The following is a 19618-nucleotide window of genomic DNA, read 5'->3' on the forward strand; positions in this document are numbered from 1 at the left end:
ATCGAGCACCCGAGGAGTCAGCATGGAGACCGTCGTCCGAGCAGCAGGACCCGCCGAGCTCGAGGCGGCCGCGGCCGTCCTCGCCGAAGCCTTCGCCGACGACCCGGTGCTCGCCGAGTTCCGGCCACCGCGACCCGGCGAGGACCGCCCCGCCGTGCTGACCGGACTGTTCGCCGCGCTCATCCGGTCGGTGCCGATGCCCGCCCGTCGGGTGGACGTCGCCACGATCGGTGACCGCGTGGTCGGCGCCGCCTTCTGGCAGGCACCCGGTCGGCAGCCCGGTGGCGTCCGCGCCTTCGTACGGCAGGTGCCGGCGTTCCTCCGGACCCTGGGGATCGGCGGGGCGCTCCGCGCGGTGGCCCACCTGCGCCGCATGGAGCGCGCCCGACCGGTCACCCCGCACTGGTACCTCGCCGAGATCGGGGTGTCGGCGTCAGCACGTGGTCGGGGCATCGGCGGACTGCTGCTCGGCCACGCACTCGAGCGTGCGGACCGGACGTCGGACGGCGCGTACCTGGAGTCCTCCACCCCGGTGAACCGCCGGCTGTACCGACGGCACGGGTTCGCGGACGGCGCGCCGATCGCGGGGTTCCGCGCGGCGACCCCGATCAGCATGTGGCGTCCGGCGGCCGGCTGACCCGACGCCGGGGGACACCGACCCTGTACCGGCGTGCACGAGCCCTGCCTACCGTCCACGGCACACCACGACGAGAGGAAACACCATGGCAAGTGGAGTCGCAGCAGTCTGGGTCCCGGTCAGCGACATGGGGCGCGCCGTCGCGTTCTACCGCGACACGCTCGGTCTCACCGTCAAGGACCAGTCCGACGACTGGAGCGAGATCGACGCCGGCGGCCTGATGATCGGCCTGAACGGGCGCGAGTCCGCCAGCCAGGCGAGCGACGGCGGCGCCGTCGTGTCGTTCCAGCCGGACGGCAGCATCGAGGACGAGGTCGCCGCGCTCAAGGAGCGCGGCGCGGACATCCAGGGCGAGATCAGCGAGCACCCGTGGGGCAAGATCATCCCCTTCAAGGACAGCGAGGGCAACGACCTGCAGCTCTACTCGCCGCCGCAGGGCTGACCCAGCGGGTGCGGGACGCACCCACGGACGGACGGGAGGCCCGTGGCGACGCCGCCACGGGCCTCCGGTCCGTTCTGCGGCCGGCTACGCGGACCCGCGCCAGACGACCTCCGTCGGCAACAGCAGGCCGCGTGGGCCGTCGTCGGTGCCGCCGATCTGCTCGAGGACCTGGTGCGCCGCCTGCTCACCGAGCAGGCGCGCCGGCTGCCGCACCGTCGACAGCTGCGGGTCGCACCGCAGTGCCCAGGCGCTGTCGTCGAACCCGACCACGCCGACGTCACCCGGCACGCTCCGGCCGCTGCGCTGCAGGACGTCCATCGCACCGGCGGCGACCGCGTCCGACGCGGCGAACACGCCGTCGATGTCCGGGGCTCGCTCGAGCAGCTCGCGCATGCCCTCGGCGCCGGCGGTGTAGCTGAACAGGGGGTTCCGGGCGACGAGGTCGGGGTCGAAGCGCTCGCCGAGTGCCGCGGTGAACCCCGCCAGACGGTCCTGGCCGGAGTCGCGGTCGAGCCCGGACGCGAGCATCCCGATCCGGCGTCGACCGGTGTCGACCAGGCGCCGGGTGATCTGCTCGGCGGCGGCGCGGTTGTCGATGCCGATGTACGAGATGTTCGCGGCGTCGGACGGGTGCCCGACGAAGCACGCGGGCATGCCGATCTCCTCGATCGCGCCGGTGATCGGGTCGCCGTCACGGGCGGACAGCACGATGGCGCCGTCGACGAACCCGCCGCGCAGGTACTCGACCACGCGCTCGCTGTCACGGGCGGAGTCGACCATGATCGTGACGAGCTGCTGGTCGGCGTCGGACAGCACGGCGTTCGTGCCGATCAGGATGTTGCCGATGTTGGGGTCGTCGAGCACCACGACCGAGGGTTCGTGGACGATGAGCGCGATCGCCCCGGACCGCCGGGTGACCAGGCTGCGGGCGGCGGCGCTGCGCACGTAGCCGACGCGTCGGACGGCGTCCTGCACGGCCTCGCGCGCCTTAGGGGACACGTACGGCTCGTCGTTGAGCACCCGTGAGACGGTGCCGCGCGACATCCCCGCTTCGTCGGCGACGTCCTGGATCGTGGCGCGCTGACGAGCGGATCGGACCTCGGACATGGGGCAACCATATCCGCCGCTGAGGAGCCCTCGGAACGCCTCGCAGTTGACAGGGTGCAGCCGCTGGTGTTTGATCTGGGAGCGCTCCCAGAAACATCCGGCCCCGATCGGCCGGTGCGGACTGGGAGCGCTCCCAGAACACTGGGTGGCCTTCGCCGTCGAAGGGGTCGCACGCGACCGAGGCGGCCGGGGTCGCCCCGATCAGCGAGGATCCCCGTGACGACCACCACCCTGCCGACGACCGCCACCGGCGCGCTCGGCCTCGGCTCGACGGGCCTCGCGTTCGGGTGCGACTACAACCCCGAGCAGTGGGACCCCGAGGTGTGGGTCGAGGACGTCCGGCTCATGCGCGAGGCCGGCGTGAACCTCGTCGCGATCAACGTCTTCGGCTGGTCGCACGTCGAACCGCGGCAGGGCGAGTACGACTTCGCCGCGCTCGACACCGTCATCGAGCTGCTGCACGGCGCGGGCATCGGGGTCGACCTCGGCACCGGCACCGCCTCGACACCGCCGTGGCTCACCACCCGGTACCCCGAGGTCCTGCCCGTCGTCGCCGACGGCACCACCCGCTGGCCCGGTGGCCGCCAGGCGTTCTGCCCGAGCTCGCCGATCTACCGCGAGCACGCCCTCGCCCTGGTCCGCGCCACCGCCGAGCGCTACGGCGACCACCCCGCCGTGCGGCTCTGGCACGTGTCGAACGAGCTCGGCTGCCACAACGCGCACTGCTACTGCGACGTCTCCGCCCAGGCGTTCCGCGGCTGGCTGCAGGCCCGGTACGGCACGGTCGACGCGCTCAACGCCGCCTGGGGCACCTCGTTCTGGAGCCAGCGCTACTCCGCGTGGGAGCAGGTGCTGCCGCCCCGCGCGACGCTGTCGTTCACGAACCCGGCGCAGACCATCGACTTCGACCGGTTCTCGTCCGATGAGCTCCTCGGCCACCACTGTGCCGAGGCCGCCGTCCTGCGTGAGCTGAGCGACAAGCCCGTCACGACCAACTTCATGGTCGCCGCGCACATCACGGCGCTCGACTACTGGTCGTGGGCCGGCGACATGGACGTCATCGCGAACGACCACTACCTGGACCACCGCCTGCCCCGGCCGCACGTCGAGCTCGCCTTCGCCGCCGACACCACGCGTGGCCTGGCCGGCGGCGCCCCCTGGCTGCTCATGGAGCACTCGACGGGCGCCGTCAACTGGCAGCCGCACAACGTCGCGAAGGCCCCGGGGGAGATGCTCCGGAACACCGCGGCGCACATCGCCCGCGGCGCCGACGGGGTCTGCTTCTTCCAGTGGCGCGCGTCCGTGCAGGGCAGCGAGAAGTTCCACTCCGCGCTGCTGCCGCACGCCGGCACCGAGTCGGGGACGTGGCACGACGTGGTCGCGCTCGGCGCCCTGGTCGAGCGGCTCGGCGAACTGCGCGGGTCACGCGTGGTCGCCGACGTCGCGCTCGTCTTCAGCTGGGAGAACCAGTGGGCGGCCGACCTGGAGGCCCACCCCAGCACCGCGCTCCGCTACCTGGAGCAGGTCCACGCGTTCCACGCCGCGCTCTGGGACCTCGGCGTGACCGTCGACGTCGTCGCCCCCGGGGCACCGCTCGACGGGTACGCGCTCGTCGTCGTCCCCGAGCTGTACCTGGTGCGCGACGAGCACGCGGCCGTCATCGCCGACCACGTCGCCGGCGGCGGGCACGCGATCGTCAGCTGCTTCAGCGGCATCGTCGACGAGCGCGACCGGGTCCGCACCGGTGGCTACCCGGGCGCCTTCCGCGACCTGCTCGGCGTGCGGGTGGACGAGTTCCTCCCGCTCGCCGCCGACGCCACGATCGCGCTGTCCGACGGCACGACCGGCAGCGTCTGGTCGGAGCCGGTCGAGCTGCGCGGTGCGACGAGCGTCGTCGACTACGCCGAGGGCTCGCTCGCCGGCCGTCCGGCCGTCACCCGCAACGAGCACGGCGCCGGGACCGCCTGGTACACGTCCACGGTGCTCGACGCCGGTGCGCTGGGCGGGTTCGTCCACCGCGTCCTCGACGAGGCCGGGGTGCGCGCCGACCCCGCCGTCCGCCCCGGACTCGAGGTCGTGCGTCGCCGGGACGACACCCACGAGTGGGTCTTCCTGCTGAACCACTCCGACCGCACCGTCGAGCACCACGAGGTCGGCCACGAGCTCGTCGCCGACCGCCCCGTCACCGGCACCACCGCCATCGCCCCCGGCGGGACCCAGATCATCCGCACCGACAGGAACCGCTCATGACCACCACCGCACAGTCGCCCAGCGCGACCCGACGACGCCGGGGCGGCGGGTTCCGCTACCGCCGCGCCATCGCGATCTTCGTCCTGCCGTTCGCCGTCCTGTTCACGGCGTTCTACCTGGTCCCCATCCTCTACGCCGTGTGGGAGTCGCTGCAGAAGATCGAGCGGCAGGGCACGTTCGGCGCCCCGACGCAGGTGTTCGGCGGCCTGAGCCAGTACGCCCTGGTGTTCCAGGACGGCGAGTTCTGGAGCTCGGTGCTCCGCGTGCTGCTGTTCGGTGTCGTGCAGGTGCCGGTGATGCTCGGGCTCGCGCTCCTGTTCGCCCTGCTGCTCGACTCCCCGCTGCTGCGCGGCAAACGGTTCTTCCGCCTGGCGTTCTTCGCGCCGTACGCGGTGCCCGGCGTCATCGCCGCGATCATGTGGGGCTACCTCTACGCCCCCGACCTGTCGCCGTTCTCCGCGGTGACCTCGCGGGTCGACCTGCTCGGCGGCAGCACCGTGCTGTGGGCCGTGGCCAACGTCGTGACCTGGGTCTACGTCGGCTACAACATGCTCATCATCTACTCGTCGCTCCTCGCGATCCCCGCCGAGGTGTACGAGGCGGCGAAGCTCGACGGTGCGTCCCAGCTCCGGATCGCCCTGTCGATCAAGATCCCGCTCGTGGTGCCGGCCATCGTCCTCACCGCGGTGTTCTCCGTCATCGGCACGCTGCAGCTGCTGACCGAGCCGACCGTGTTCCGCCAGTTCACCTCGACCATCTCGTCGACGTTCACGCCGAACATGCTCGTCTACTCGACGTCCTCGGTGCCGAACTTCAACCTCGCCGCGGCGTTCTCGGTCGTCCTCGCCGTCGCCACGTTCGTCCTGTCGATCGGGTTCCTCCGACTGACCCAGCGGAAGGCCGCCGAATGACCGTCAACGCCCCGTCCCCAGGTGACCTCGTCCGCGACGTCGGCCGACCGCTCGAGCCGAACCGGGCCTCCCGTCCGCACCAGCGCGGAGCGCGCGGTCCCCGTGAGAGCGTCATCTCGCGCAGCGCCGCGATGATCGTGATGGGGGTCTTCACCCTCTACTTCCTGCTGCCGATCTTCTGGCTGCTGGTCTCGTCCACCAAGACCGCCGCGAACTTCAACTCGACGTTCTCGCTGTGGTTCAGCGCCACCTCGGTGCAGGACTTCTTCGGCAACCTCGTCGAGCTGTTCACGCGGCAGGACGGCATCTACCTGCGCTGGCTGCTGAACAGCATCGCCTACGCCGGGGTCGCCGGCCTGCTCGGCACCGTGCTCTCCGCGATGTGCGGGTACGCCCTGGCCAAGTACCGGTTCCGCGGCCGCGAGGTCCTGTTCAACGTGTTCCTCGGCGGCGTGCTCGTGCCGGCGACCGCCCTGGCCCTGCCGCTGTTCCTCATCTTCAGCCAGGTCGACCTGACCGACACGTTCTGGTCGGTGTTCCTGCCGAGCATCGTCAGCCCGTTCGGCGTCTACCTGTCGCGGTTGTTCGCAGCGTCGAGCGTGCCCGACGAGATCATCGAAGCGGCCCGCATCGACGGCTCCGGCGAGGTCCGGACGTTCTTCACCGTGGCCGTGCGCCTCATGTCGCCCGCGCTCGTGACGATCTTCCTGTTCCAGTTCGTCGCCGTGTGGAACAACTTCTTCCTGCCGCTCGTGATGCTCCGCGACTCGTCGCTGTTCCCCGTCACCCTCGGCCTCTACACGTGGAACTCGAGCGTGAACCAGTACCCGGACCTGCGCACCCTCGTGCTCATCGGGTCGTTCGTCTCGATCATCCCGCTGCTCATCGCCTTCCTGAGCCTGCAGCGCTTCTGGCGCTCCGGCCTCGGTTCCGGCGGCCTGAAGTAGCCCCTCGACCCGCACCCCTTCCCGCACCAGCTCTCCCCCCACCACATCCGAACGGAAACAGCATGAAGACAACGAAGTTCCTCAGCGTCGCCGCGATCGCCGTGGCCGCCACCGTGGCCCTCGCCGGCTGCAGCACCGGTGGCAGCAGCAGCGGCGGTGGATCCGACACCGCGGCCGCCAGCTGCAAGCCCTCGGACGGCAAGGTCACCCTCGACTTCACGACCTGGGTGCCGAACATGGACAAGGTCGTCGCGATCTGGAACAAGGCCAACCCGGACATCCAGGTCAAGGTCTCGATCGTCGCGAACGGCAACAGCGGCACCTACCAGAACTTCTTCAACCAGCTGAAGGCCAAGCAGGCGCCGGACATCGGCCAGGTCGAGTACGACACCCTGCCGGCGTTCCGCGTCCAGGGCGGCCTCGAGGACATCGGCGCGTGCGCCGGCATCAGCGACGCGAAGAAGGACTTCTCCGACGGCCTGTGGAACCAGGTCACCTTCGGTGAGTCGAAGTCGGTCTACGCGGTGCCGCAGGACTCCGGTCCGATGGCGCTGTACTACCGCAAGGACCTGTTCGAGAAGGCCGGCCTCGACGCCCCGAAGACGTGGGAGGAGTACGCCGAGGACGCCGTGAAGATCAAGAAGCTCGGCGGCAACATCACCAACTTCGCCAAGGGTGACGTCAACCAGTTCGCCGGGCTCGTCTCGCAGGCCGGTGGCCAGTGGTTCGAGAACTCGGGCCAGGACTGGAAGGTCAACCTCGACGACGCCGCGTCGAAGAAGGTCGCCGACTACTGGCAGGACCTGATCGACAAGAAGCTCGTCAACACCCTGCCGAGCTTCACCGACCAGTGGAACAACGCCTACGACAGCGGCAAGGACTGGACTTGGGTCTCCGCGGTCTGGGGTGCGAACACCATCTCGAGCGGTGCGCCGTCGACCTCGGGCAAGTGGGCCGTCGCCCCGATGCCGCAGTGGAAGTCCGGCGAGACCAAGTCGGCCGCCTGGGGCGGTTCGTCGAACGTCGTCTTCGCGGGCAGCAAGCACCCGGCCGAGGCGTCGAAGTTCCTGGTCTGGCTGAACACCTCGACCGAGGCGCTCTCCGCACTGAACAAGGAGGCCAACCTGTACCCGGCCTCGACCACCGGCGCCGACCTGCCGGCCCTGACCGAGGGGCTCGACTTCTACGGCGGCCAGAAGATCTACGAGGAGTTCGCGACCGCGGCGAAGGACATCCAGCCCTTCACCTGGGGTCCGACGATGACGCAGACCTACTCGGACGTGTCCGACGGCTTCGGGCAGGCGGCGTCCGGCTCGGGCACGCTGAGCGAGGCGCTCGAGGCCGGGCAGTCCAAGACCATCGCGGCGCTCAAGGCGCAGTCGATCCCGGTCAAGGGCTGACGGACGGCGGCTGACGTCGCGCGGTCCACGCGTTGACGACGGACAGGAGGCCCGTGGCGGGATCGCCACGGGCCTCCTGTCCGTCTCGGGGTCGTGTTCCGGACCCCGTCGCGCGCTCGCAGCGCGCTCGTCTTGCTCGTCGCTACGCGACCGCGATCTCGTTGGGCACGCCCGGCAGCTCGTCGCTCGAGGCGATGACCTTCCCGGTGGTCAGGTCGACGGCGTGGACCTTCCGCTCGGCGGGGTCGGTGACGTAGGCGATGTCACCCTCGACCTTCAGGGCCGGGTGGGCGTCCTGCCACTCGGCCGGGCCCTCCCACGCGTCGATCACCGGGTACGACTCCAGCTGCTCGCCGGTCGTCTCGTCGAAGGTGTGCAGGGCACCGTCGTCGCCGAGCACGACGGCCTCGTCGCCGGGGCCGCGCGCCAGGTCGCGGAACGTGAAGCCGACGCCCTCGGGCATGTCCGCGACGGTGTACTTCCCCGAGGCCGCGTCGATCAGGGCGATCTGGTCGAGCAGGTAGCCCTCGCTGTCGGGGTCGTCGTTGTAGTCGCCGACCGCGACGGACGAGTCCTCGGCGGTGAACAGGTTGCCGGTGCGGCCGTACTCGGTCGGGGCGTCGATCTTCTCGAACGCGCCGTCCTGGTAGACCAGGGCGCCGTCGGTGCAGCCGAACACCGCGACCTCACCTCGCACCGCACCCTCGCCGTGCACGTCCGGGCACTCCTCGGACCGGGTGATCTCCGTGCCGTCGGCGTCCAGGGCGCGCACGCCGGAGCGGCTCTCCTCGGTGCCGATGGTCGTCAGGAGCGTGCCGTCCTCGAGCTCGATCGCGACGCCGTGGTGGGCGGCCTCGGACTTCGTCGTCTCGACCTCGGGCAGGTCGGCACCGTCGAGTTCGGTGTGGTCGAACGTCGTCACGTCCCCGGTGCCGTCGGCGAACAGAGCGGTGCGGTCACCGTGGACGACCGCGTGGCCGCCGGTGTCGGCGGGGAACACCGCGTCGGTCAGGGCGGGCTCGGCCTGGGTGTCGAGGACCCGGAAGCCCTCGGGCACGGTGACGAGCACGTGGCGTCCGTCGCCGGCGGGGTTGACCCGGGTGAAGCCGTCGATCGCGTCGTCGGCCGCCACCTGCAGGTCCTGGTCGAGGACGAGCAGGCCGCCGTCGTAGGTCAGGGTGATGCGGGTCCCGTCGGCCTTCGGGGTCGCAGTGGTGTCGGACCCGGCCTCGGTGTTCGTGGCGCACCCGGTCAGGGCCAGGGCGGCCGCGCCGAGCAGGGCGGCGGGCCACGCGGCCCGGAGCGTCTTCGTGTTCGTCATGTCGCTCACTGTATTGATTCTCATTCTCAATTACCAGTCGACAGGCCGTCGACGATGGCCTCGGTGTTCGAGCGCATCATGCCGAGGTAGGTGGAGGCGTCGCCGTCCGCGGTGAGGGACTCCGTCGCCAGCGGTCGGATCTCGACGTGCAGGTCGACCTCTTCCGCGAGCACCTCGGCCAGTCGCGCGGGCTGCGAGGCGTCGGCGAAGATCGTCCGGACCCCCGCCTCGTCGATGGCGTCGGCCAGGTCACGCAGGTCGGCGGCGCTCGGGGAGGCCAGCGTGGTCCCGCTCGGGATCACCGCCCCGACGACCCGGAAGCCGTAGTGGTCGGCCAGGTACCCGAACACGTGGTGGTTCGTGACGAGCGCCCGGCGTTCCTCGGGCACGGTCCGGAACGCGGTCGTCATCGTGTCGTCCAGGTCACGGAGCTCGTCCAGGTAGGCATCGGTGCCGGTCGGCTCGATGCCGGCGTCGCGCAGGTCCTGGTCGAGGGCCTCGACCACGTCGACCATCCGGGCGGGGTCGGTCCAGAAGTGCGGGTCGGGGCCGCTGTCGTCCTCGGTGGTCCACTCCAGCGGGTCGAACGCGTCCCCGGCGGTGGAGACCGGCACGCCGTCCTCGGCCGCCGCCGCGACGTGACGGGCGACCCCTTCTTCGAGCCCGAGCCCGTTCTCGACCACCAGGTCGGCGCTCCGCAGTCGTGCGGCTTCCTGCGCGGAGACCTCGAACGAGTGGGGGTCGGCGCCCGGGGGCATGAGGACCATGACGTCGGCCTGGTCCCCGACGACTTCGCTGACGACGTCGCCGAGGATGTTCGTCGTCACCGCGACGAGGGGCCGGTCCGAGCCGGCGGTGGTGCACCCCGTGGCGACGAGGGCGACGATCGCGGCGACGAGACCCGCGGTCAGGATCCTGGTGCGCATCACAGTCCGACCTCGGCGAAGGCGACGGGGGTGACGGGGAGTTCGATCGTGCGGGCGACCCGGGCGCCGTCGGCGTAGTCGATCTCGTGCACGGTGCCGTCCGCGGGGTCGGCCACGTAGGCGCGCTGGGCGTCGAGCTGCAGCAGCGGCGCGGGGTCGTCTGCGTCGGTGACGATGAGCGCCTTCGTCGTGGCCACCTTCCCCGTCGAGGCGGTCACGACGACCACCCGCCCGGAGTCGTCGACCCCGACCACGTGCTCGTCCTCGTCGTCCACCGCGACCACGGCGCGCAGGGGCCGTTCGGTCGGCACGAGCCGCCAGGAGCCCTGTCGCACGTCGAGCAACCAGAACCCGGTGGTGCCGGCCAGTCCGGCGACGGTGGGCCGGCCGGCGCGGGCGGCGAAGGCCGTCGGACGTTCCGCGCCGTCGGGTAGGTCGACGAACGAGGTCTCGCCGGCGTCGTCCACCACGACCGCTCCGTCGGCGCAGCCCACGACGGCACCGGCGCGGGTGACGATCCCGCCGGCGGGGTCGGTGCAGGTCTGCGCTGCGCCGGCGGCGTCGGTCGCCTCGCCGTCCGGGTCGAGCACGCGGACCGTGTCGCCGTCGGCTGCCACGAGCTGCTCGCCCATCGGCAGCAGGACGCTCGCGTCGATCCGTGCGGTCTCGTCGACCTCACCCTGGCCCAGCGCCTCGCGGTCGAGCACGACGGCCTCGGCGCGGTCCGGCCAGGTGATCGTCGTCATGGTCTCGGACGAGTGCACCGCGACCCGGCCGCCGCCGTCGATCGTGCCCACCACCCGCGGCTCGGCGGCGTAGTAGTGCGTGTGGTCGCCGTGGTCGACCGTCCATGACCCGCCGTCGACGATCGTCGTGCGGTCGGCGTCGCTCGTCACGAGGAACCGGCCGTCGGTCGCCGAGTGCTCCGGTGCGTCCACGTCGTCGAGTTCGGTGGTCTCCTCGGTGAGCAGGTCGTGCAGCGCGGTCGCGCCGGTCGCCGACACGGCCAGGAGGCGCACCTGGGGTTCCTGGGACTCGCTCGCGCCCGCCACGTAGCCGTGAGGACGGGCGGTGCCGGTCGAGCTGTCGGCTGACGGGGTGTCCGTGGAACAGGCGGTGACGGTGAGGGCCAGGCCGGTGGCGAGGCCGATGGTGGACAGGAGGCGCGCGGGGGCGCGGTTGTTGGTCGAGTGCTTCATGCTCCCTCTCGAGACGGTGCGGCGGATCGTGGTGCTGCCGGCGCGGCCGCGCGCGCCGGTGTCGGGATCGGGGTGCGTCGCAGGACGACGGCGGCCAGGGCGCGTGAGACCACGACGCTGGCGACGGCGACCGCGGCGATGCTCGCGCCGGCGGCGGTGCCGGCGTGCCAGGAGACGAGCAGCCCGACGAGGACGGCGGCGGCACCGATGCCGGCGCCGAGGAGCATCGTCGAGGCCACGTGCCGGGTCCAGGCACGTGCGGCGGCCGCCGGCGCGAGCAGCAGGCCCACGACGAGCAGGGTGCCGACGGCCCGGTACGAGGCGACGACCGCCAGGGTGACGAGCCCGATGAGCACGACCTCGGCCAGGCGTGGGTGCAGGCCGAGCGTCGCGGCCTTGCGGGTGTCGAACGCCAGCGCGGTGAAGGGTCGGTGGAACGCCACGGCGACGGCCAGGGCCACGGCAGCGGCGATCGCGAGGCCGCCGACGTCGGCCCGGGTGACGGCGAGGACGTCGCCGAACAGGATCGCGGTGACGTCGGTGGCGAACGACCGCGAGGACGACACGATGATCACGCCGAGTGCGAGCATCCCGACGAAGAGCAGGCCGATCGAGGTGTCGTACGACAGTCGTGCACGACGACGCAGTGCCCCGACGCCGAGCACCATCACGCCCGCGCTCACCGCGGCACCGAGCACCGGCGGGATCCCCGTCAGGGTGGCGATCGCGACGCCGGGCAGCATGCCGTGCGAGAGCGCCTCGCCCAGGAACGCCATGCCCCGGACCAGCACCCACGTGCCGACCACGGCGCAGAGGACCGCCGCCAGGGAGCCGCCGACCAGGGCGCGCACCATGAAGTCGACGGAGAACGGATCGGTCAGCCAGGTCACGGTCCGAGACGCTACATGAAAACGAGTATCGATACTGATAGCGTGCTCAGGTGCCTGCGACCGAGCCGACCGACCCCGCCGAGCCCCGATCTCCCGTCCACCTGGATCGGGTGACGGCCGTCCTCGGCGACCGGACCGTCCTCGACATGCTCGACGTGACGTTCCCCGCCGGGGTCGTCACCGCGCTCACCGGACCGAACGGATCCGGCAAGTCGACGCTGCTCGACGTGGTCGCGGACGTCGTGCGGCCGACCGCCGGGCGGGTGACGGGCCTCCCGTCCGACGGCGTCGCCTACGTGACCCAGTCCGTGCCGCCGACCACGCTCCCGCTCACCGTCCGCGCGGCCGTCACGATGGGGCGGTGGCGGCACCGCGCGTGGTGGCGGCCGCTCGGGCGCGCTGACCGAGCGGTCGTCGACGCGCAGCTCGAACGGATGGCGATCACGGACCTGGCTGACCGGCCGATCGAGGAGCTCTCGGGCGGGCAGCGGCAGCGGACGCTCGTCGCGCTCGGGCTGGCCCAGCGGGCCGGGGTGCTGCTGGTCGACGAACCGACCGCCGGCGTGGATGCCGAGTCTGCGGCGCTCGTGGTGGCGGCGCTCGCCGACGAGGCCGCGGGCGGTGTCGTGGTGGTGCACGCGGCCCACGACCCGGTGGCGATCGCCGCAGCCGACCGCATCGTCACGCTGACCTGACCCTGCGTCCGTCGGGTCGATTCCGCAAAACACCGGTGTTCGCCTGTCGAACCGCGGTTCTCGCGTGTTCAGAGCACGAACACCGGTGTTTTGCGGGCCCCGGAACGGCGGTCAGGGGCAGGCGACGGCCACCGGGCCGGTCGGCGTCGGGTCGGCCGCGACCGGCTCGACCACCGGCACGGCGCTCGACTTCCGCAGCCCCATCGCGACGAGCACCACGGCACCGACGATCGCGACCCCGCCCGCCAGCCAGAAGTCGGCAGCCAGACCGAACGACGACACCGCGGCACCACCGAGCACCGAACCCGCGGCGATCGCGAGCTGGATCGTCGTGACGAACAGCGCGAGCCCGGTCTCGGACCCGGCCGGCGACGCCGTCGACATCCAGGTCTGCATCCCGAGCGGTAGCGCACCCCACACCAAGCCCCACACGACGAGCAGCACGAAGACCCCCACGACGGAGTGGGCGAGCAGCGGGAGCAGCACGACGGCCGCCGCGAGCACGAACTTCGACGCCCCGATGGTGCCGAGGACACTGCGGTCGAGCGTGAAGCCCGCGGCGAAGTTCCCGACGATGCCCGCGACGCCGAACACCAGCAGCGCGATCGTCACGGTGTCCGGGCCGACGCCGACGAGCTGCTGCAGGTACGGCGCGATGTAGGTGTACGCGGCGAACTGGGCCGCGAAGACGAAGGCCGCGGCGATGAGCCCGACCCGGGCACGGGGCACACGGAGCAGCGACCCGAGCGTGGCGAACCGCACCCGCTGCTGCGCGGGGATCCTCGGCAGCATCGCCAGCTGCAGGACGAGCGCGACGAGGCCGAGCGCCCCACCGATCACGAAGCCGAGGCGCCAGCTGGCGAGCGACGACACCAGTGCGCCGAGCGGCAGGCTCACGACGGTCGCGACGGAGACGCCTGCCGTGATGAGCGAGGTCGCGCGGATCGTCAGCTCGGGCCGGACGAGTCGCCCGGCGATCCCGGCACCGATGGCCCAGAAGCCACCGATGCCGACACCGAGCAGCATCCGTGCGATGAGCAGCACCCAGAACGAGGGTGCGATCGCGGCGAGGCCGTCGGCGACCACGAGCAGCACGGTCAGGGACACGAGCACCACCCGGCGGTCGAGCCGCGAGGTCAGGACGGTGACGACCGGTGCGGCGACGGCTCCGACCAGTCCGGTGGCGACGACCATCAGGCCGGCGGTGCCGATGCCGACGTCCAGGTCGTCGGCGATGGCGGGGAGCAGCCCGATGGGCAGGAACTCGGACAGGACGAGCACGAACGACCCGAGTGCGACGGACGTGACGCTGAGCCACCCACGGCGCGCTGCTGACGATGTCATGGGGGCGTCAAGCGGGTTCCGACGGCCGCCATTCCCGTGTGACGGCGAGCGGGTCAGGCGTCGAGCGCGCGCCGTGCGGCCGCGACGACCTCGGCGTCGGTGACGAAGTGCGCGGAGCCGTCGTCCCCGGCGCCCATCGGCACCCCGGTGTGCGTGCTGTCCGCGGCCGGACGCTTGGCCGACAGGTGCACGGCGGCGGCGCCGGTGGCGAGCAGCGCGCGGACGTCGGCGGGGGTGACCCCGGCGCCGGCCATCACCTGCACGGGCCCGGCGGCCTCGACCATGCGGGCGATCGTCTCGGCGCCGGCGACCGCGGTGGGGGCGGCACCCGAGGTCAGGACGCGGGTGAACCCGAGCGCGGCGAGCGACCCGGCTGCGGCGACGGGGTCGCTCGCGTGGTCGATCGCGCGGTGCAGGGTGACCTCGGCGGTGGCGCTGACCGAGCGGGCGGCGTCCACGAAGCGGCGGAGGGCGTCCTCGTCCAGGGTCCGGTCGGGGCGCAGGGCACCGACCACGACACCGGCGGCCCCGGAGCGCAGGACCGTGCGGACCTCGCGCACCATGAGCTCGACCTCGTCGGGGGAGTGCACGAACCCGCCCGGGCGGCAGCGGACCAGCGCGTGCGCCGGGATCCCGGTCTCGTGGGTCGTCTCGACCAGTGCCTGCGAGGGGGTGAGCCCGCCGAGCTCGAGTCCGACGCAGAGTTCGACGCGGTCGGCGCCGCCGTCCCGCGCGGTGATCGCACCCGCCGGAGAGGTCACGGCGATCTCGAGTGCGGCGGTGGTGCTCATGCAGGGGCTCCGAGCGGTTCGTTGGAGGCGGGGACGATGCGGGCGCGGAGGTCCGGTGCCGTCGGGAACACTCGATCGTATGGGAACATCGGCCGCTCGATCCTGTGGTGCCCGAGGCGCAGCAGGTCCTGGTCGACACCGCCCGGGGTGAGGGCGAGCATCCAGTCGGCGGACATGTCGAACAGCTCCGGTTCGAGGTACCCGATCTTCACGATGACGACGTCCGCCTGCCGCGGCGCCAGGTCGAGGTCGGTGAAGTCGTGCTCGTGGTGGTACGGCTTCCGCAGCTTCGTCAGGATCGCGAAGACGCTGCCGACCTGCAGCACGACCTCGGTCTCGGCGTCCCGGTCGCCGTGCTTGATCGCGTGCACCCGCCCGGTCATCGTGATCGGGCCGGCATGCACGTGGTCCACCGACGCCCCGGCGGTCACGGTGATCGTCGCACCGACGCCGGCCTCCACCGCCGCGGCGACCGCGGCCGGTCCGGGCACGCTCGCGTAGATGACGGTCGGGCCGGACGGGTCCTGGAACTCCGGGCGGGCGAGCACCTGCGTCAGGCCCCAGGTCATGTCCCCGGAGCCGCCCGCCGTGGGGTTGTCGCCCGAGTCCGAGACGAAGTACGGCTTCGCGGCGCCCGGGGCGAGCGCGGCGTCGAGGCACTCCTCGAACGTGCCGGTGGGGGCGACGAAGACGAAGTCCTCGCGGACGTCCCAGAACGCGCGGGCGAGCCGTTCGGCACCGGCGGCGACGGCTGCCTCGTCCCACCCGGTGACGACGGTGACGGCCTGGTCGCGGGGCTGGTCGGCCCACGCGTACCCGACCCAGATCGCGGCGTCGAGCACGCCCTCGGTCTGCTCGACGAGCGGGACCTGCGCGTACAGGGACTTCGCCGGCTCGAGACGGGTCGAGGTCTGCTCGCCGGGCAGCAGGACGGGGATCGGGATCCAGGCCTTCACGGGTCGCTGCGCACCGACGGGTCGTTCGGTCAGCACGTCGACGAGGTTCCGGACGGCACGCTCCTTCGTCTCGAGGGTGTCCTCGTGCGGTGCCATCCGGTAGCAGGTGACGAGGTCGACCTGGTGGGCGAGCTCGCGCGTGACGTTGCCGTGCAGGTCCATCGACGCGGACACGATGACGTCGGGGCCGACGACCGCGCGGATGCGACCGAGCAGGTCCGTCTCGGCGTCGTCGAGCCCCTCGACCACCATCGCACCGTGGATGTCGTACCAGAGCCCGTCGACCGGACCCATCGCACCCAGCCGCTCGACGATCTCGTCGGCCAGGGCTTCGTACGACGCCCGGTCGACGATCCCGCCGGGCAGCGCGTGCCCGATGAGCGCCCCGCGGAAGTCCGCCCGGTCGGCCATGGTCGCCAGGAACGGGTACCGGGCGACGGCCTCGTCGCCGCGGTCCGGGTGGAACGCGGGGGCGTGGGTCCGGGTCGGCGTGAACGTCGACGTCTCGATGGCGAGCCCGGCGATGGCGATGACCGGGCGACGGGCACCAGCGGTGCTGGCGGGGGCGGCGGGGGTGACGGGGCCGGTCTCAGACACGGACGCTCCTGTTCCTGGTGGTGGACTGGGGGATGGGCGCGGAGAGCTCCTCGAGCGAGGCGGCGAGGCCCCGCTGCAGCGCGAACTGGCCGGCGCCGACGAGCCCGGCATCGGCACCGAGCGACACCGGCTCGATGGCCAGGTGCTGGGTCATCAGCGGGTGGCAGCTCTCGTAGAGCTGGCTGCGCACGGCGGCGATGAACGGGTCGAGGGTCGACAGGATGCCGCCCAGGTAGACGGCGTCCGGGTTGAAGAAGTTCACGTTGGCGGCGAGCACCTCGCCCAGGTACTTGCCCGCCATCCGCACGGCACGGGTGGCCTCGGGGTGCGCGTCCGAGGCGAGCCGGACGACGTCGGCGGTCGACGCGACGTCGACCCCGGCGTTCGACAGGATCCGGACCAGGGCGGCCCCGGACGCCACCGTCTCCAGGCAGCCGGTGTTGCCGCACGAACACGGGGTGTCCCCGGCGGCGTCGATCCGCACGTGCGTGATGTCCCCGGCGGCCCCGGTCGACCCGCGGTAGAGCCGGCCGTCGATGACGATGCCCGCGCCGATCGCCGACCCGGCCTTGATCGTGATGGTCTGGCGTCGAGCCGGATCCTGCACGGTCTGCTCACCCGCCGCCATGCAGTTCGCGTCGTTGTCGACGATCGCCGGCAGGCCGAACCGGTCGCTCAGCCACGCGGCCACGGGGAACCCGTTCCACCCCGGCATCCGGCTCGGCAGGTCCACGACCCCGGCGACGACGTCGACGGGCCCGGGCAGGCTGAGCCCGACGCCCCGCAGCCCTTCGCGACCACGGTCGTCGGCGAGCCGCTCGAGCAGCGCGGCCAGGCGCTGGAGCCCGGCGGTCGGACCGTCGGAGAGCGCGAACGGGACGTTCGCGACCGACTCGAGCGCGCCTCCAGGCAGGACCACGCCGATGCGCGCGTGGCCTCCACCGACGTCCGCGGCGACCGCGTACTCGTCGACGCCGCCGATGCGGAGCACCTTGCGGGGGCGCCCGCCGGTCGAGACGTCCGTGCCCTCCTCGGCGAGGATCCCGTGCTCCAGGAGCTGGCCGACGACGTGCGAGACGGTCGAGGGGGCGGCTCCGAGCACCTTCGCGATCTCGGTCCGGCTGGCGGCCTGCCCCGAGGCGACGAGCTCGAGGACGCGGGCGCTGAGATCGGCCACGACTTTCTCCAATCCGGGCGGAACGGGAACGGAGCACCGGTCGGTGGTCCGTTCTGCCGCGAGCCTACGGGGCGGATCGAGCGGTCCACCCTTTCGTCCGTTCCGCAGTAACGCAGTTTTTACATCGAGATGTTTGTTTTTCCAATCGCTTTGGTCCTTGACTGTCCTCGTGCCGCTCGGCACCCGTGCTCCACCTCCCCGAAGTCCCTCGCACAAGGAGACACCGCATGTCCAAGCCCCGTCGCTGGGCGCTCCTCACCGGAGCTGCGATCGCCGTGAGCGCGCTGCTCGCCGGCTGTTCCGGAGGCGGCAACGCCTCGCAGGGATCGACCGACGAGATCGACTACGCGCTCCCCGCCAACTTCACGCCGAACTGGATCCTGCCGATCGGCACCGCCGCGCACCTCAACACGAACAACGGCTCCATCGCCCAGTCGCTGTACGAGCCGCTCGTCGCGTACGACGGCTCCACCGGCAAGATCGCGTGGAACAAGGCCGGCTCCGTCGCCACCGACGCGAAGTTCGCCGACGACGGCAAGAGCGTCACCATGACGCTCGGCGACCGGCACTGGTCGGACGGCGAGGCGATCACGAGCCGCGACGTCGGGTTCTGGTTCAACCTGATCAAGGCGAACAAGGACCAGTGGGGTTCGTACTCCAAGGGCAAGGCGCCGGACAACTGGACCTCGTTCAAGGCCGTCGACGACACGCACTTCACCATCACGTTCGACAAGGCCTACAACTCGGACTGGATGCTCGCCAACCAGCTGAGCCACATCATCCCGTTGCCCCAGCACGCCTGGGACAAGACCAGCGCGACCGCGAAGGTGACCGACGCCGACGAGACCACCGCCGGCGCGAAGCAGGTGTGGAAGTACCTCAACACCGCCGCCGGCAAGATCTCCGACTACGCCACCGACGACCTGTGGAAGACCATCTCCGGCCCGTACGGGGTCAAGACCTTCACCACGGCCGGCAAGGTCACCCTGACGGCGAACAAGAAGTACGACGGTGGCGAGAAGCCGTCGATCACCACGGTGAACCTGCTGCCCTTCACCACGGCCGACGCCGAGGTGAACGCCGTCCGCTCGGGCGAGGTCGACTACGGCTACATCAACGCCACCGACATGGACCAGAAGGCGTCCTTCACCGGGAAGGGCTACGAGGTCGAGCCGTGGACCGGCTGGGCGATCACGTACATGCCGTACAACTTCAACAACCCCGACATGGGCGCCGTCTTCAAGCAGCTGTACGCCCGTCAGGCCGTCCAGATGTCGATCGACCAGACGTCGCTGTCGAAGGTCGTCTTCAACGGCACCGCCACCTCGACCTACGGTCCGATCCCGCAGGCACAGGAGTCCGACTACGTCTCCGACGTGCAGAAGTCGAACCCGTACCCGTTCAGCACCTCGAAGGCCAAGGACCTGCTGACCAGCCACGGTTGGGAGGAGCAGGGCGGCACGATGGTCTGCACCGACCCGGGCACGTCCGCCAGCCAGTGTGGCGAGGGGGTCAAGGAGGGCACGAAGTTCTCGATGCAGGTCCTGTCGCAGTCCGGTTCGACCGTGACCGACAACATGATGAGCGCGATCCAGTCCTCGCTCGCGAAGACCGGCATCGACTTCATCATCAAGACCGCACCGGTGTCGAGCGTGCTGTCGCAGACCCCGACCTGCACCTCGGACGAGGCCAGCTGCGACTGGGACCTGTCGTTCTTCGGCACCGCGGGCAGCTGGTACTTCCCGGCCTACCCGACCGGTGAGTCGCTGTTCCAGACCGGCGGTTCGGCGAACTTCGGCAGCTACTCGAACAAGGAGGTCGACTCCCTGATCGACGCGACCACCACCTCGACCGACGCCACCGCCGTGCAGGACTACAGCGCCGCGGTCGCGAAGGACCTGCCGGTGATCTGGCTGCCGAGCCCCGACTACCAGATCTCGGTCGTCAAGAAGGGCCTGTCCGGGTTCGACCAGGACTCGCTCGCCAACTTCCACCCGGCCCAGTGGAAGTGGACCAAGTAGGTCGCTG

17 protein-coding genes are annotated in these 19618 nt (G+C 71.4%); 8 read left to right on the forward strand and 9 right to left on the reverse strand.

Features of this window, described 5'->3' with window-relative positions:
* The first annotated feature begins 22 nt into the window (after nucleotides 1-22).
* Nucleotides 23-637, forward strand: coding sequence for a GNAT family N-acetyltransferase (locus DEJ02_RS08110; RefSeq protein WP_111032612.1), 615 nt, complete (start codon nucleotides 23-25; stop codon nucleotides 635-637).
* A gap of 85 nt (nucleotides 638-722) precedes the next feature.
* Nucleotides 723-1079: a VOC family protein gene (locus DEJ02_RS08115; protein ID WP_111032613.1), complete on the forward strand. Its 357-nt coding sequence runs from the start codon at nucleotides 723-725 to the stop codon at nucleotides 1077-1079.
* Nucleotides 1080-1163: 84 nt separating this feature from the next.
* Here DEJ02_RS08115 and DEJ02_RS08120 read toward each other — a convergent pair whose 3' ends face one another.
* On the reverse strand, nucleotides 1164-2186 hold the full coding sequence (locus DEJ02_RS08120; protein ID WP_071245173.1) for a LacI family DNA-binding transcriptional regulator: 1023 nt from the start codon (nucleotides 2184-2186) through the stop codon (nucleotides 1164-1166).
* 216 nt (nucleotides 2187-2402) lie between these two features.
* Between DEJ02_RS08120 and DEJ02_RS08125 the strand changes: the two genes are divergently transcribed.
* From DEJ02_RS08125 to DEJ02_RS08140, 4 genes are all read left to right on the forward strand, one after another.
* Nucleotides 2403-4436, forward strand: a complete 2034-nt coding sequence (locus tag DEJ02_RS08125) for a beta-galactosidase (RefSeq protein WP_111032614.1) — start codon at nucleotides 2403-2405, stop codon at nucleotides 4434-4436.
* On the forward strand, nucleotides 4433-5347 hold the full coding sequence (locus DEJ02_RS08130; protein ID WP_027467229.1) for a carbohydrate ABC transporter permease: 915 nt from the start codon (nucleotides 4433-4435) through the stop codon (nucleotides 5345-5347). The genes DEJ02_RS08125 and DEJ02_RS08130 overlap by 4 nt, the downstream gene beginning before the upstream one ends.
* Nucleotides 5344-6294 carry a carbohydrate ABC transporter permease gene (locus DEJ02_RS08135; protein ID WP_258378691.1) on the forward strand — a complete coding sequence of 317 codons (951 nt, stop codon included), beginning with the start codon at nucleotides 5344-5346 and terminating at the stop codon, nucleotides 6292-6294. The genes DEJ02_RS08130 and DEJ02_RS08135 overlap by 4 nt, the downstream gene beginning before the upstream one ends.
* Nucleotides 6295-6356: 62 nt before the next feature.
* A complete protein-coding gene (locus DEJ02_RS08140) occupies nucleotides 6357-7694 on the forward strand; it encodes an ABC transporter substrate-binding protein (RefSeq protein ID WP_111032615.1) in 1338 nt (445 codons plus the stop codon).
* A 142-nt stretch (nucleotides 7695-7836) separates the two neighbouring features.
* Here the strand turns inward: DEJ02_RS08140 and DEJ02_RS08145 are convergent, their stop codons facing one another.
* The 4 genes from DEJ02_RS08145 to aztB are packed head-to-tail and all read right to left on the reverse strand — an operon-like array spanning nucleotide 7837 to nucleotide 12030.
* Nucleotides 7837-9015 carry a hypothetical protein gene (locus tag DEJ02_RS08145; protein WP_111032673.1) on the reverse strand — a complete coding sequence of 393 codons (1179 nt, stop codon included), beginning with the start codon at nucleotides 9013-9015 and terminating at the stop codon, nucleotides 7837-7839.
* Nucleotides 9016-9041: 26 nt separating this feature from the next.
* Nucleotides 9042-9941 carry a metal ABC transporter substrate-binding protein gene (locus DEJ02_RS08150; protein ID WP_181440304.1) on the reverse strand — a complete coding sequence of 300 codons (900 nt, stop codon included), beginning with the start codon at nucleotides 9939-9941 and terminating at the stop codon, nucleotides 9042-9044.
* A complete protein-coding gene (locus tag DEJ02_RS08155) occupies nucleotides 9941-11140 on the reverse strand; it encodes a YncE family protein (RefSeq protein WP_111032616.1) in 1200 nt (399 codons plus the stop codon). Before DEJ02_RS08155 ends, DEJ02_RS08150 begins: the two co-directional genes overlap by 1 nt.
* Entirely contained in the window at nucleotides 11137-12030 is an 894-nt protein-coding gene (gene aztB / locus DEJ02_RS08160; RefSeq protein WP_111032617.1) for a zinc ABC transporter permease AztB, read from the reverse strand. Before aztB ends, DEJ02_RS08155 begins: the two co-directional genes overlap by 4 nt.
* 50 nt (nucleotides 12031-12080) lie before the next feature.
* Here aztB and DEJ02_RS08165 point away from each other — a divergent pair, with 50 nt between their 5' ends.
* Nucleotides 12081-12725 (forward strand): ATP-binding cassette domain-containing protein, encoded by a 645-nt coding sequence (locus DEJ02_RS08165; RefSeq protein WP_258378692.1) that lies wholly within the window; start codon nucleotides 12081-12083, stop codon nucleotides 12723-12725.
* 111 nt (nucleotides 12726-12836) lie between these two features.
* On the opposite strand, the gene DEJ02_RS08170 is transcribed toward DEJ02_RS08165, so the two are convergent.
* Genes DEJ02_RS08170 through DEJ02_RS08185 form a run of 4 tightly spaced genes read right to left on the reverse strand, consistent with a single transcriptional unit; the run spans nucleotide 12837 to nucleotide 17590 of the window.
* Nucleotides 12837-14069, reverse strand: a complete 1233-nt coding sequence (locus DEJ02_RS08170) for an MFS transporter (protein WP_111032618.1) — start codon at nucleotides 14067-14069, stop codon at nucleotides 12837-12839.
* A gap of 53 nt (nucleotides 14070-14122) precedes the next feature.
* Complete coding sequence (locus DEJ02_RS08175) at nucleotides 14123-14860, reverse strand: copper homeostasis protein CutC (protein ID WP_111032619.1); 738 nt, start codon at nucleotides 14858-14860, stop codon at nucleotides 14123-14125.
* A complete protein-coding gene (locus DEJ02_RS08180) occupies nucleotides 14857-16413 on the reverse strand; it encodes a M81 family metallopeptidase (RefSeq protein WP_111032620.1) in 1557 nt (518 codons plus the stop codon). The genes DEJ02_RS08175 and DEJ02_RS08180 overlap by 4 nt, the downstream gene beginning before the upstream one ends.
* On the reverse strand, nucleotides 16406-17590 hold the full coding sequence (locus DEJ02_RS08185) for an ROK family protein (protein WP_083404204.1): 1185 nt from the start codon (nucleotides 17588-17590) through the stop codon (nucleotides 16406-16408). Before DEJ02_RS08185 ends, DEJ02_RS08180 begins: the two co-directional genes overlap by 8 nt.
* A gap of 227 nt (nucleotides 17591-17817) precedes the next feature.
* Between DEJ02_RS08185 and DEJ02_RS08190 the strand changes: the two genes are divergently transcribed.
* Nucleotides 17818-19611 carry a peptide ABC transporter substrate-binding protein gene (locus tag DEJ02_RS08190; protein WP_111032621.1) on the forward strand — a complete coding sequence of 598 codons (1794 nt, stop codon included), beginning with the start codon at nucleotides 17818-17820 and terminating at the stop codon, nucleotides 19609-19611.
* Nucleotides 19612-19618 lie beyond the last annotated feature (7 nt).

This window comes from Curtobacterium sp. MCLR17_042, assembly GCF_003234695.1.
GTDB classification, from domain to species: domain Bacteria; phylum Actinomycetota; class Actinomycetes; order Actinomycetales; family Microbacteriaceae; genus Curtobacterium; species Curtobacterium flaccumfaciens.

What these genes read in the sequence shown, in the direction of transcription:
- DEJ02_RS08175 (WP_111032619.1), bottom strand. Translation starts at nt 14,860, where the DNA reads ATGAGCACCACCGCCGCACTCGAGATCGCCGTGACCTCTCCGGCGGGT.
- DEJ02_RS08155 (WP_111032616.1), bottom strand. Translation starts at nt 11,140, where the DNA reads ATGAAGCACTCGACCAACAACCGCGCCCCCGCGCGCCTCCTGTCCACC.
- DEJ02_RS08115 (WP_111032613.1), top strand. Translation starts at nt 723, where the DNA reads ATGGCAAGTGGAGTCGCAGCAGTCTGGGTCCCGGTCAGCGACATGGGG.
- DEJ02_RS08150 (WP_181440304.1), bottom strand. Translation starts at nt 9,941, where the DNA reads ATGCGCACCAGGATCCTGACCGCGGGTCTCGTCGCCGCGATCGTCGCC.
- DEJ02_RS08135 (WP_258378691.1), top strand. Translation starts at nt 5,344, where the DNA reads ATGACCGTCAACGCCCCGTCCCCAGGTGACCTCGTCCGCGACGTCGGC.
- DEJ02_RS08130 (WP_027467229.1), top strand. Translation starts at nt 4,433, where the DNA reads ATGACCACCACCGCACAGTCGCCCAGCGCGACCCGACGACGCCGGGGC.
- DEJ02_RS08140 (WP_111032615.1), top strand. Translation starts at nt 6,357, where the DNA reads ATGAAGACAACGAAGTTCCTCAGCGTCGCCGCGATCGCCGTGGCCGCC.
- DEJ02_RS08120 (WP_071245173.1), bottom strand. Translation starts at nt 2,186, where the DNA reads ATGTCCGAGGTCCGATCCGCTCGTCAGCGCGCCACGATCCAGGACGTC.
- DEJ02_RS08110 (WP_111032612.1), top strand. Translation starts at nt 23, where the DNA reads ATGGAGACCGTCGTCCGAGCAGCAGGACCCGCCGAGCTCGAGGCGGCC.
- DEJ02_RS08190 (WP_111032621.1), top strand. Translation starts at nt 17,818, where the DNA reads ATGTCCAAGCCCCGTCGCTGGGCGCTCCTCACCGGAGCTGCGATCGCC.
- DEJ02_RS08170 (WP_111032618.1), bottom strand. Translation starts at nt 14,069, where the DNA reads ATGACATCGTCAGCAGCGCGCCGTGGGTGGCTCAGCGTCACGTCCGTC.
- DEJ02_RS08145 (WP_111032673.1), bottom strand. Translation starts at nt 9,015, where the DNA reads ATGACGAACACGAAGACGCTCCGGGCCGCGTGGCCCGCCGCCCTGCTC.